The sequence below is a fragment of the Geodermatophilus bullaregiensis genome (genome assembly GCF_016907675.1).
In the GTDB taxonomy this organism is placed as follows: domain Bacteria; phylum Actinomycetota; class Actinomycetes; order Mycobacteriales; family Geodermatophilaceae; genus Geodermatophilus; species Geodermatophilus bullaregiensis.
Genome location: NZ_JAFBCJ010000001.1, coordinates 1,751,979 through 1,764,423 on the forward strand (window position 1 = coordinate 1,751,979; position 12,445 = coordinate 1,764,423).

11 protein-coding genes are annotated in these 12,445 nt (G+C 73.6%); 2 read left to right on the forward strand and 9 right to left on the reverse strand.

The genetic code is table 11. The features are described 5' to 3' along the window. Positions 1 to 25: 25 nt before the first annotated feature. The 6 genes from JOD57_RS08175 to JOD57_RS08200 all read right to left on the reverse strand — a co-directional run bounded on the left by JOD57_RS08175 (position 26) and on the right by JOD57_RS08200 (position 6,473). Positions 26 to 796 carry an SDR family NAD(P)-dependent oxidoreductase gene (locus JOD57_RS08175; protein ID WP_204691415.1) on the reverse strand — a complete coding sequence of 257 codons (771 nt, stop codon included), beginning with the start codon at positions 794 to 796 and terminating at the stop codon, positions 26 to 28. 23 nt (positions 797 to 819) lie between these two features. Beyond that, positions 820 to 1,272 (reverse strand): DUF2304 domain-containing protein, encoded by a 453-nt coding sequence (locus JOD57_RS08180; RefSeq protein ID WP_204691416.1) that lies wholly within the window; start codon positions 1,270 to 1,272, stop codon positions 820 to 822. Beyond that, entirely contained in the window at positions 1,269 to 2,165 is an 897-nt protein-coding gene (locus JOD57_RS08185; RefSeq protein ID WP_307824558.1) for a glycosyltransferase family 2 protein, read from the reverse strand. Before JOD57_RS08185 ends, JOD57_RS08180 begins: the two co-directional genes overlap by 4 nt. Further along, positions 2,162 to 4,255: an acyltransferase family protein gene (locus JOD57_RS08190; protein ID WP_204691417.1), complete on the reverse strand. Its 2,094-nt coding sequence runs from the start codon at positions 4,253 to 4,255 to the stop codon at positions 2,162 to 2,164. Before JOD57_RS08190 ends, JOD57_RS08185 begins: the two co-directional genes overlap by 4 nt. Positions 4,256 to 4,422: 167 nt before the next feature. Then, the gene (locus JOD57_RS08195; RefSeq protein ID WP_204691418.1) at positions 4,423 to 5,532 is read right to left on the reverse strand and encodes a mannose-1-phosphate guanylyltransferase; all 1,110 of its coding nucleotides are present in this window, start codon (positions 5,530 to 5,532) and stop codon (positions 4,423 to 4,425) included. Next, complete coding sequence (locus JOD57_RS08200) at positions 5,529 to 6,473, reverse strand: glycosyltransferase family 2 protein (RefSeq protein ID WP_204691419.1); 945 nt, start codon at positions 6,471 to 6,473, stop codon at positions 5,529 to 5,531. The genes JOD57_RS08195 and JOD57_RS08200 overlap by 4 nt, the downstream gene beginning before the upstream one ends. 186 nt (positions 6,474 to 6,659) lie before the next feature. Here JOD57_RS08200 and glf point away from each other — a divergent pair, with 186 nt between their 5' ends. Next, a complete protein-coding gene (gene glf, locus JOD57_RS08205; RefSeq protein ID WP_204691420.1) occupies positions 6,660 to 7,847 on the forward strand; it encodes a UDP-galactopyranose mutase in 1,188 nt (395 codons plus the stop codon). Positions 7,848 to 7,854: 7 nt separating this feature from the next. Beyond that, positions 7,855 to 9,801: a glycosyltransferase gene (locus tag JOD57_RS08210; RefSeq protein WP_204691421.1), complete on the forward strand. Its 1,947-nt coding sequence runs from the start codon at positions 7,855 to 7,857 to the stop codon at positions 9,799 to 9,801. A gap of 58 nt (positions 9,802 to 9,859) precedes the next feature. Here the strand turns inward: JOD57_RS08210 and glfT1 are convergent, their stop codons facing one another. From glfT1 to wzm, 3 genes are read right to left on the reverse strand one after another with little or no spacing between them, the layout of a single operon-like run. Further along, positions 9,860 to 10,813, reverse strand: a complete 954-nt coding sequence (glfT1, locus tag JOD57_RS08215; protein WP_204691422.1) for a galactofuranosyltransferase GlfT1 — start codon at positions 10,811 to 10,813, stop codon at positions 9,860 to 9,862. Then, entirely contained in the window at positions 10,810 to 11,589 is a 780-nt protein-coding gene (gene wzt / locus JOD57_RS08220; protein ID WP_307824559.1) for a galactan export ABC transporter ATP-binding subunit Wzt/RfbE, read from the reverse strand. The genes glfT1 and wzt overlap by 4 nt, the downstream gene beginning before the upstream one ends. Then, complete coding sequence (gene wzm, locus JOD57_RS08225) at positions 11,586 to 12,419, reverse strand: galactan export ABC transporter permease subunit Wzm/RfbD (protein WP_204691423.1); 834 nt, start codon at positions 12,417 to 12,419, stop codon at positions 11,586 to 11,588. The genes wzt and wzm overlap by 4 nt, the downstream gene beginning before the upstream one ends. Positions 12,420 to 12,445 lie beyond the last annotated feature (26 nt).

Here is a 12,445-nt window from a genome sequence, read left to right on the forward strand (position 1 = left end):
TCGGTCGGGTCGGCGGGCGGTCAGGTCAGCGCGGGGCCATGCGCAGCGCGCCGTCCATCCGGATGACCTCGCCGTTGAGGTAGCCGTGCTCGATGATGCCGAGCGCCAGCTGCGCGAAGTCGTCGGGGCGGCCCAGCCGCTTGGGGAACGGGATGCCGCCGGCCAGGGCCTGCCGGGCCTCCTCGGGGAGGCTGCCCAGCAGCGGGGTGTCGATCAGGCCGGGGGCGATGGTGCACACGCGCACGCCGACGCTGGACAGGTCGCGCGCCGCCGGCAGCGTCATGCCGACGATGCCGCCCTTGGAGGCGGCGTAGGCGACCTGCCCGATCTGCCCGTCGTAGGCCGCGATCGAGGCGGTGTTGACGACGACACCGCGTTCGCCGTCCTCCTCCGGCTCGGTGGCGGCCATCGCGGCGGCGGCCAGGCGGAGCACGTTGAAGGTGCCCACCAGGTTGACCATGACCGTGCGCAGGAACGGGTCGAGGTCGTGGGGCACGTTGCCCTTGCCCACGGTGCGCTGCGCCCAGCCGATGCCGGCGCAGTTGACCGCGATGCGCAGCGGCCGGTCCTTGCCCGTCGCGTCGGCGACCGCGGCGGCGACCTGGCCCTCGTCGGTGACGTCGGTGCGGACGAACGTCGTGTGCCCGCCCAGCTCGGCGGCCAGCGCCGTCCCGCGCTCCTCGTTGAGGTCCACGACGGTCACCGCGGCACCGCGGGCCACCAGCGCGCGGGTGGTGGCCTCCCCGAGGCCCGAGGCCCCGCCGGACACGACAGCTGCGACGTCGAAGCTCTGCATGGCGGTCTTTCTACGGCACCGGCTCAGGAGACCCGGTGACCGGCCTCACCCGGGGACACGACGTCGGCGGCCACGGTGGCCGCGGTGGCGCCGGAGGGGTGGCGGTGCTGCGCCGGCCCGCCGAAGCCCGGCGCCACGCCGAGGCCGATGCGCGCCTCGGCCTCGGCGAGCGCGACCTGCCGGGCGAGCCGGACCAGCCGGGCCTCCTGCTCGCGGAACCGGACGCCGGTGCTGCCGACCAGGTAGATGAGCACGAGGGCCAGGACGTAGAGCAGCAGGTCGGTGCCGCGGGTGACGCCCACGGTGTCGGCCGCCCACTGGGTGGCGCCCGGGAAGATCACCGCGAGGACGCCGGCGACGACGGTCGCGCCGGCCAGCAGCTTGCGCCGCGCCTGGCCGCGCAGCGAGGCCCGCGAGCGCAGCGACAGGTAGACGGCCAGCACGAGGGCCGGCACGAGCAGCCACTTGATGATCACGACCGGCCTCCGTGGCTGATCCGGTGGGCGATGGTGTCGGCCAGGATGTTGACGCTGTTGAGCAGCGGCTGGCCCTTCGCCCGCGAGTACTCGGTGTAGAGGATGTGCACCGGGTGCTCGACGACGCGCAGACCGGGGCCGGTCAGCTGCTCCTCGAGCTCGGAGGCGTAGGCCATGCCGGTGTGCGAGAGCCGGATGCGCGCCGCGACGTCCCGGGTGATCAGCCGCAGGCCGTTGTGGGCGTCGGTGAGCTGGGTGCCCGACCGCCGGTTCATGACCTTGGTGGCCAGGCGCAGGATCATCCTGCGCAGCGGGCTCATCGAGGTCTTGGAGTCCAGGAACCGCGACCCCATGACGACGTCGTAGCCCTCGCGGATGCGCTCGATCATCGACAGCAGGTCGCCGAGCTGGTGCTGGCCGTCGGCGTCGAAGCAGGCGATGTAGCGCGCGTCGGTGAAGCGCAGCGCCGCCTCGTAGCCGGTCTGCAGGGCCCCGCCGGCGCCGAGGTTGACCGGGTGGCTGACGCGCAGCGCCCCGGCGGCGTCGATCTCCTGTGCGGAGGTGTCGGTGCTGGCGTCGTCGACGGCGATGACCGCCAGGCCGGTCTGCACCAGCTGCTCGATCACCGCGCGGACGACCGGCGCCTCGTTGTAGACGCGCACCACCACGACCGTGTCGTCCCAGGGCCCCGCGGGGCGGCCGTCGCGCTCGCCGGCCCGGGCCAGGTGCAGCTGCGGCTGGGTGCTCAGCGGCTGAGCCCCCTCGCCGTGCCCGCGCTCGCCGTGCCCGTGCGCCATCGACCGGGATGCTAGCCCTCCGGTGGCGGTGGGTCCGGGGGACGGGAGTGGCCGGGTGGCTGTCACGTACTGCTCCTCGCGGTGGGCGGCGCTCACGTCAGGTCCTCGGCGAGGAACGGCGCCAGGCTGCGGCTGTACTGGGCGGAGAGGTGGTCGGCGTCCCAGTAGACGACCGCCCTCCCGATGGCGGTGTAGCAGGTGGTCCGGTCGCAGAACAGGTCGGTCAGGTCCACCAGGCGCAGGCCCGGGGACGGCGTCCGCTCGGCAGCGACGGTGGCGGCGTCGGGGACGACGGCCTCGCTGCGCGGGCGCGCGCACTCCAGCGGGTCGTCGGGGTTGGCCTGCAGGCACTCGGGGACGTGCCCGAGGGCCATGCGCGGGATGTCGCGCAGGACGTAGACGTTCAGGCCGGCGTCCAGCCAGGTCGACCACGTGGCCGTGAACCCCCGCACCCCCGCCTCCAGGGAGTCGGCACCCTCGCCGCCGAAGGTGAACGCCGTCGTGAACGACGAGGTGACGACGGCGTCGACGTCCTGCGTGGTGAGCCAGTCGGTCACCTGGGCACCCCAGCGCGCGCAGCCGGCGGTGTCGGTGCCCGACCCCTGGAAGGCCAGCACGCTCGCCTCGGTCACCGGGCAGGCGCCGCGCAGGATCTCGACCAGCTCCCAGTTCTGCTCCCGGGCGAGCTCGTGCAGCGCGCCCCGCCAGTGCTCGGCGTGGGAGTCGCCGACCAGCGCGACCCGGCGGGTCGGCGGCTCGCTGCCGTAGCGGCAGGTGGTGATCGCGAGGTCGGCGTCCGTGCGGCCCGCGGCGACGTCGCAGGCCGGGTCGGCGAACCACGGCGCGTCGTCCTCGGTCAGCGTCAGCGACGCCGGCGGCCCGTGGACGTCGGCGCACCCGGTGGCGTCGGGGGCCAGGGAGCCGGCGCCGAAGCACGGGTCGTCGACCACCGCGGCCAGGGCGGCGCGCGCGGCCGCCTCCTCGACGCCGACGCGGTACCACTGCCAGGCGGCGACCGAGGACACCACGGCCATCGCCACGACCGTCGCCACGCCCACGACCAGCGGCCGGCGCAGCCGGCGCCACTGCTGGGCCGGCTGCTCGACGGCGAGGCGGGTGAGCCAGGCCAGCACCAGGCAGCCGGCGAGGACGAGCAGCTTGTCGGTCAGGACCAGCGGGCGGGCGAGGGCGAACGGCGCGAGCACGATGACCGGCCAGTGCCACAGGTAGACCGCGTAGGACACGTCACCGACGAACTGCGTGGGGCGCAGGGCCACCAGCCACGACGAGGGGTCGCGCGGGCCGGTGTCGCCCGCGGCGATCACCGCGGCGGTGCCGAGCACCGGCAGCAGGGCGAGGTACCCCGGGAACGGCGAGGCGCTCGACAGCGTCACCCCGGCGACGGCGATGGCGGCGAAGCCGGCCCAGCGCAGCACGACCGGGCGCAGCGTGCCGGTCCGCAGCCAGGCCGCCGTCCGGGCGCCGCCGAGCGCCAGCGCCAGCACCGCCCCCACGCCGAGCTCCCAGACGCGGGTCGGCGTCTGGAAGTAGGCGGCGGCCGGCGCGGCCGCCGTCCAGTAGACCGACCAGGCCAGGGACGCGGCGGTGACCGCCGCGATGCCGGGCAGCAGCAGGGAGCGGCCCGACCGCGTCCGCCGGGCGAGCGCCACCAGCAGCAGCACCAGCAGTGGCCAGCCGGCGTAGAACTGCTCCTCCACCGACAGCGACCAGTAGTGCTGCACCACCGAGGCGGCGTCCTGGGAGGCGGAGTAGTCGACCGCGCGGCCGGCCAGCGCCCAGTTCTGCACGTAGAAGGTGCTGGCCAGGACGTCGCCGGCCGTCGTGGCCCAGCGGTTGACCGGCAGCAGCACGGCGCAGGCCAGCGCGGTGACCAGCAGGACGAGCAGGGCGGCCGGCAGCAGCCGCCGCGCGCGGCGGGCGTAGAAGCCGCGCAGCGACAGCGTCCCGGTGCGGTCCAGCTCCCGGCTCAGGTGGGAGGTGATGAGGAAGCCGGAGATCACGAAGAAGACGTCGACGCCGACGTAGCCACCGGTCAGCCGGTTGGGCCACAGGTGGTAGACGACCACCAGCAGGACGGCCAGGGCGCGCAGCGCCTGCACCTCGGGCAGGAACGTCCGCTCCCCGGAGGGAGTCGGACGCGCCTCGGGTGCGCGCAGCGTGAGCACGTGTGGTCTCCGTCGAGGGTGCGGTCCGCCGTCGGCGGTCGGGAGGCCGCGGTCGGGAGCGGCCCCGGCCACGGTAACGGCCCGCATCGGTATCGGGGGGACGCGCGGGAGACGTCTGTGACGGATGGGTCACACGCGCCGGGGTGCACCCGGACGGGCGGCGGACCTCAGCTGTAGCGGGGGCCGAACCGCTCCTCGACGGCGGCGAGCAGCTGCTTGACCCGCTCCGCGTCGGTGACCGGGCACACCATCGTGACGTCGGCGGTGGCGACGACGACGCTGTCGCGGACCCCGACCAGGGCCACCACGTGCCCCGGGTCGTCGCTGAAGACGATGTTGCCCGCGCTGTCCAGCGTCACCGCGAGCCCGGCGACGGCGTTGCCGTCCTGCCCGGCCAGGGTCTGCGCCAGCGCCGGCCAGGAGCCCACGTCGAGCCACTCGGCGTCGAGGTCGGCGACGAGCACGCGGCCCGGCTCGGTGGCGGCCGGCTCGAGGACGGCGTAGTCGACGCTGGTCTTCGGCAAGGTCGGGAACACCCCGGCGAGGACGGCGTCGCGCGCCGGCCCGGCGGCGGCGGCCACCACCCGCGCCAGCCCCTCGGCGGTGGCCGGCAGGTGCTCGGCCAGCGCGTCGAGCACCGTGCGGGCGCGCCACACGAACATGCCGGAGTTCCACAGGTACTCCCCCGACGCGAGGTACCCCTCGGCGGTGGCGCGGTCGGGCTTCTCCTTGAACGCGGCGGCCTCGGCCACGCCGGGCACCCCGGTCGGCGCGCCGCGGCGCACGTAGCCGAACCCGGTGGCCGGGGCGGTGGGCCGGATGCCCAGGGTGACCAGCGCCCGCGGGCGGGCGGTCAGGGCGTCGTAGGCGGTGCCCAGCGCGGCGGCGAACCGCTCGACCGGCCGGATGACGTGGTCGGCGCTGACGACGGCCAGCTCGGCGTCGGGGTCGGCCTCGGCCACCAGCGCGGCGGCGAGGCCGACGGCGTTGGCGGTGTCGCGGGCCACCGGCTCGAGCACCAGCCGGTCGGGCCGCAGCCGCGGCAGCGCGGCCTGCACCCGCGCGCCGTAGCGGGCCGCGGTGCACACCCAGATCCGCTCCGCGGGCAGCACGGTCTCCAGCCGGGCGAAGGCCTCGGCCAGCAGGCTGTGCGCTCCCCCGCCGTCCCCGACGGCACCGTCACTGACGACGTCGAGGAGCTGCTTGGGCCGCGCGGCGCGCGACAGCGGCCACAACCGCGTGCCGGAGCCGCCGGCCATGACCACGGCGTGCCTCATGCCCCCGCCCCCCGGCGGCCGCGGCCACGGGCCGCGCGGCCGACGTCGTCGGCACGGCGCTGGAAGCGGGCTCCGGCGGCCACCCGCCCGCTGACGTAGGAGGTCAGCATCCGGGCGCCGAGCCCCGCCCGCAGCGCACCGCGCAGCGGCGCGTTCCGCGGGCCGGGGTACTGCCCCGACAGGTAGCGCAGCGCGCTGGTGTGGTGCACCCGCTGCATGCGGTGCGGCTCGCGGCGGGTGGCGTGCCCACCCTCGTGGACGACGACCGCCGACGGCGCGTAGACGTGCAGGAAGCCGGCCCGGCCCAGCCGCTGCGCGAGGTCGACGTCCTCGAAGTACATGAAGTAGCCGGGGTCGAAGCCGCCGACCGACCAGAAGGCCTCGAGGTCGACGAGGAAGCAGGAGCCCGACAGCCAGCCGGCGGTGCGCTCGCGCGGCGCCTCGCGCTCGCGGCGGTAGCGCGCCGTCCAGGGGTTGGCCGGCCACGCCCAGCCCAGCAGCGCGTGCCCGGCGCCGGTCGACAGCCGCGGCAGGTCGCGCGCCGACGGGTACAGCTCGCCCTCGGGCGTGCGGATGGCCGGGCCGACCGTGGCCGCCCGCGGCCAGCGGGCGGCCACGGCGAGCAGCTCGTCGACGGCGCCGGCCTCGAAGCGGACGTCGGGGTTGGCCACCAGGGCGTACCCCTCCGTCACCCCGGCCAGGCCGGCGTTGACCGCGGCGCCGTAGCCGACGTTGCCGCCGGTGCGCAGCAGCCGGACGTGGTCGAAGCGGGCGGCCACGTCCTCCGGGACGCCGTCGGTGGAGCCGTTGTCGGCGAGCACGACCTCGACCGGCCGCGCCGTCGCCTCCGTCAGGGAGGTCACGAACCCCTCGAGCGCCTCCCCCGGCGAGTACGTCACGGCCACCACGCGCAGCGGTCGGGCGGCATCGGAGGGAGGCACGGGGCGACTGTAGAGGCGCCCCGGCCCGGCTCCGCGCGGGCGCCACCCGTCAGGAGGAGGCCCGGCGGCGTGCCGGACGGGCCCGGTGTGACCGGTGGGACGTGGGGGACGGTCCCGTCACGAAAGGCGCCGGACACCCCCGTTCGACCCTGAGCGACGGGAGCCTCGCCGGTACAGTCGCGAGGCGTGACCTCAGCCCGTCCTGACCTCGTCGTCGTCGGCTCCGGCTTCTTCGGCCTGACCGTCGCCGAACGGGTGGCCAGCCAGCTGGACAAGCGCGTGCTCGTCCTCGACCGTCGTGACCACATCGGGGGCAACGCGTACTCCGCGCCCGAGCCCGAGACGGGCATCGAGGTGCACGTCTACGGCGCCCACCTGTTCCACACGTCCAACGAGCGGGTCTGGCAGTACGTCAACCAGTTCACCGAGTTCACGAAGTACCAGCACAAGGTCTACTCGATCTACGCGGGCAAGACGTACTCGCTGCCGATCAACCTGGCCACCATCTGCCAGTACTTCGACAAGAGCTTCTCCCCCTCCGAGGCCCGGGCCCTCGTGGCCGAGCAGGCCGGCGAGATCGACACCGCCGAGGCGCAGAACCTCGAGGAGAAGGCGATCTCGCTGATCGGCCGTCCGCTCTACGAGGCCTTCATCCGCGGCTACACCAAGAAGCAGTGGCAGACCGACCCCACCGAGCTGCCCGCCGCCGTCATCGCCCGCCTGCCCGTGCGCTACACCTTCGACAACCGGTACTTCAACGACACCTACGAGGGCCTGCCGGTCGGCGGCTACACCGCGTGGCTGCAGAAGATGGCCGACCACCCGAACATCGAGGTGCGGCTGTCGACGGACTACTTCGACGTCCGCGACCAGCTGCCCGCCGACGTGCCGACGGTCTTCACCGGGCCGATCGACAAGTACTTCGACTACGAGGCCGGCGAGCTCGGCTGGCGCACGCTGGACTTCGAGACCGAGGTCCTGCCGATCGGCGACTTCCAGGGCACCTCGGTCATGAACTACGCCGACGAGGACGTGCCCTTCACCCGGATCCACGAGTTCCGGCACTTCCACCCGGAGCGGGACTACCCGGCCGACAAGACCGTCGTCGTCCGCGAGTACTCGCGCTTCGCCGAGAGCGGCGACGAGCCGTACTACCCGATCAACACGCCCGAGGACCGCGCGAAGCTCGAGCGCTACCGCGAGCTGGCGGAGAAGGAGGCCGCGGACCGGCGCGTGCTCTTCGGCGGCCGCCTGGGCACCTACAAGTACCTGGACATGCACATGGCCATCGGCTCGGCCCTCTCCATGTTCGACAACCGCATCCGCCCGTTCTTCGACGAGGGCGGCTCGCTCGACGGCAGCCTGGAGGACTGAGTCCCCGATGACGACGATCCAGAACCCGGTGTCCCCGGAGCGCGTGAGCGAGCCGTCGGCCGCAGACCTGGCCTCGGGCAAGGCGGTCACGCTGCTGCAGCGGGTGATCCTCCCCCGGCCCGGTGACCCCCTGAAGGTCCGGTCGCTCTACGTCGACGAGGACACGACCAAGCGGGCCAAGTCCGCGACGCGGTCCGACGCCACGGTCGCCGCCGGCAACGAGGTCTCCTTCGCGACCTACTTCAACGCCTTCCCGGCCAGCTACTGGCGCCGGTGGACGGTGCTGCGGTCCGTCGTCCTCGGGATGACGCTGTCCGGCCCGGGCCGGGTCGACGTCTACCGGTCCAAGGCCGACGGCAGCATCATCCACGTCACCGGGGCCACCACGACCGGCGAGGACCGCCGGCTGGAGTTCGACCTGGACCTCACGCCGTTCGAGGACGGCGGCTGGTACTGGTTCGACGTGACGGCCGACGACGCCCCGGTCACCGTCCGGGACGCCTCCTGGTCGGCCGCGCAGACCCCGGTCCGCGAGGCCCGCCTGTCGATCGGCATCTGCACCTACAACCGGCCCGACGACTGCGTCGCCGCGCTCCAGGCGCTGGCCGGCGACGACGTCGTGCGCGAGCAGATCTCCACGGTCATCGTCGCCGACCAGGGCAACAAGAAGGTCCGCGACGCCGGCGGGTTCACCACGGCCGAGGCCGGCCTCGGCGGCCGGCTGCGGCTGGTCGAGCAGGGCAACCTCGGCGGCAGCGGCGGCTTCTCGCGGACCATGTACGAGTCGCTGACGCAGACCGACGCCACGCACCACCTGCTGCTCGACGACGACGTCCAGCTCGAGCCCGACAGCGTCGCCCGCGTCTTCGCCTTCGCCCGCTTCAGCAAGACCCCGATGATCGTCGGTGGCCAGATGCTGGCGCTGCAGGACCGCTCGGTGCTGCACACCATGGGCGAGGTCGTGGCCCCGGACAAGTTCTTCTGGCGGGCCGCGCCCAACACCGAGTACGCCCACGACTTCGCCCAGCGGAGCCTGCGGAAGTCCCCGCAGCTGCACCGCCGGATCGACGTCGACTACACCGGCTGGTGGATGTGCCTCATCCCCCGCGAGGCCCTGGAGTCCCTCGGGTTCGCCCTGCCGGTCTTCATCAAGTGGGACGACGCCGAGTACGGCATCCGGGCGGGGGAGAACGGCATCCCGACCGCCACGCTGCCCGGCGTCGCGGTGTGGCACCTGTCCTGGAGCGACAAGGACGACACCGCCGGGTGGCAGGCGTACTTCCACACCCGCAACCGGTTGGTCGCCGCCGCCCTGCACACCCAGTACAAGCGCGGCGGGACGCTGCTGCGGGACACCTTCAAGTTCGACCTGAAGTTCCTGATCATGCTGCAGTACGCGACGGCGGCCCTGCACCACCGGGCCTACGACGACTTCCTCGCCGGCCCGGAGCGGCTGTTCCCCCTGCTGCCGACCGCCCTGCCGACCGCGCTGGAGCACCAGGGCGACTACCCCGACGGCCGGATCGTGGCCTCGTCCTCCGACCTGCCCCTGCCCTCGATGGGCGCGGTCAAGGCGGAGAAGTTCATGAAGCCGCCGACGACGCCGGTGACGATCGGCCGCACCCTGCTCGCGGCGCTGGCGCACAACCTGCGCCCGCCGAAGGCGGAGGCGGCGCAGCGGCCCGAGCTCAACATCAGCGCCCAGGACGCCCGGTGGTTCCTGCTGTCCCGGCTCGACAGCGCGACCGTGGGCACCGCCGACGGGCGTGGTGTGACGTTCCGGCGCCGGGAGCCGGAGACCTTCTGGAAGATGCTGCGGCACTCCATCCGGGTGCACGCCCGGCTCTACCGGGAGTTCCCCGCCCTGGCCGAGCAGTACCGCGCCCACCTCGGGGACCTCACCTCCCCCGAGAACTGGGGCCGGGCGTTCACGGGCGACGCCGCGCACCGCTGAGGTACGCGCACGGAGGAGGGCCCCGCACCGGGAGACCGGTGCGGGGCCCTCTCGCGTGTCAGGGGCGGGTGAACCGCTCCCGGCGGCCGGCCCGGGTCAGCCGGCGCCACTCGCGCCAGCCGGTGCGGTCGCGGCGGGACACGAGGAAGAACCAGCCGAAGCGCACGGTCTCCAGCGGCCGCAGCCAGCGCATCCCCGGCTGGGCCATCAGGTAGCCGCGGTTGCGGTAGGTGAAGTACCGCTTGACGTCGTCGGCCGGGTACTGCGCCGACAGCCGGCCACCGAGGATCGGCGCGAACTCCGTCGTCCCCTCGGGGTGCAGGTAGGCCGCCTGCGGGCAGGTGCCGAAGCGCAGGCCGGCGCGCAGCATCCGGCGGTGCACCTCGGTCTCGTCACCGCGGAAGAACAGCCGATAGTCCGGGACGCCGACGACGTCGAGCGCCCCGGCGCGGAACAGCGCGCCGTTGAACAGCGAGGCGTAGCCCGGCAGGAGGTCCAGGCCGGCGAAGTCGCTGCGCCGCCGGCGCCAGCGCAGCCCGCGGCGCAGGGGGAAGGCCAGCCGCTCGGGGTCGGCCATGTCGGTGACCAGCGGGCTGACCTCGGCCAGGCCGTGCCGCTGCGCGGCGCCGAGCAGGGTGGCGAGGACGGTGGCGTCGGCGGGCCGGCCGTCGTCGTCGGCGCACCACACCCAGTCCGCGCCCAGGGCCAGGGCGTGCAGCATGCCGTAGGCGAACCCGCCGGCGCCGCCGAGGTTGCGCTCACTGGGGAGGTGCGTGGCCGGCAGGCCGCTGGCCGCGACGACGTCGGCGGCCGACCGGTCGGGGCCGTTGTCCACGACGACGACGTGGTCGACCGGGCGGGTCTGGGTGGCGATGGCGGCCAGGCTGTCGGCGAGCAGCTCGCGGCGGTGCCGGGTGACGACGACGGCGACCACCCGCTCCCCGGCCGCGGGGTCCGCAGCGGCGTCCGGGACGGGGGCTGGGGTGCGGTCGGGAGCGGCAGCCGACGTCACGCCGGCAGGCCCTTGTAGGCGCGCAGCACCTCGTCGAGCTCGCCCTGCTGCTTGATCCGGCCGTGCTCCATCCAGATGGCGGTGTCGCACAGCTCGCGCAGGAACTCGTCGGAGTGCGAGGCGAAGACCAGCAGGCCGGAGCGCTCGACGAGCTCGGAGAGCCGCTTCTTGGACTTCTCGAGGAAGGCGGCGTCGACGGCGCCGATGCCCTCGTCGAGCAGCAGGATCTCCGGGTCGATGCTGGTCACCACGCCGAGGGCCAGGCGCACCCGCATGCCGGTCGAGTAGGTGCGCAGCGGCATGTGCAGGAAGTCGCCGAGCTCGGTGAAGTCGGCGATGTCGTCGACCCGCTCCTGCATCTGCCGGCGGGTCATCCCGAGGAACAGGCCGCGGATCATGATGTTCTCGAGGCCGGAGATCTCGGGGTCCATGCCGACGCCGAGGTCGAACACCGGCGCCACCCGGCCGCGGATCTCCGCCACCCCCCGGGTGGGCTCGTAGATGCCCGACAGCAGCCGCAGCAGCGTCGACTTCCCGGCGCCGTTGTGGCCGACCAGGCCGACGCGGGCGCCGTGCTCGAGGCTGACGGTGATGTCGCGCAGCGCCTCGATGACCGGCACCTTGCGGCCGCTGTCGATGTTGCCGCCGACCAGGCCCATGACGGTCTTCTTCAGCGAGCGGCTCTTGGCGTCGAAGATGGGGAAGTCGACGCAGGCGTCCTTGGTCGTGATGCTGACCGGACCCGTGCGCACCGTGGAGTTGTTCGACACGCTCACACCCAGTAGGAGACGCGGGACCGGTACCGGCGCAGGACGACGAGCATCAGCAACCACCCGACCACGGTGATGGCGAGGACGACGAACCAGTGCCGCCACACCTGGTCCTGCCCCAGCAGCGGACGGCGGACGATCTCGACGAAGTGCAGGAAGGGGTTGAACTCGGCCAGCCGGGCCCGCTCGGCGATCGCCGGGTTGGGGCTGTTGACCAGCTCGTCGTAGACCCAGACGATCGGCGTCAGGAAGAACATGAGCTGCACGACGCTCTGCGTGATCGGCAGGATGTCGCGGAAGCGCGTGGTGATGATGCCCACCGCCAGCGCGACCCAGACCCCGTTGACCGCCAGCACGGCGAAGGCGGGGAGGGCGTACACCGCCGTCCACTTCAGCGGCTGCGGGAAGACCAGCAGCATGGCGAGGTAGACGATCATGTTGTGGGCGAAGAACAGCGTCTGCCGCCACACCAGGCGGTACACGTGCACCGACAACGGTGAGGGCAGGTGCTTGATCAGCCCCTCGTTGGCGATGAACACCTCCGAGCCCTCGGCGATGCAGCCGCTGATGAAGGCCCAGACGATGAAGCCGACGAGCACGTGCGGCAGCAGCCGCTCCAGCGGGATGTCGAACAGCCCCGAGTAGAGGATGCCCAGCGCGACGGCGGTGACCGCCATGCTGATGGTGATCCAGACCGGCCCGAGGACCGAGCGCCGGTAGCGCTGGCGGATGTCCTGCCAGCCCAGGTGCCCCCAGAGCGAACGCTGCTCCCAGCCGCGCCGCAGGTCGGCGACGGCGGCGGGGAGGGTGCGTCCGGCCGGTTGAGCGAGTGCCACGCTGGTCCACGCTACCTGCGGGCCCC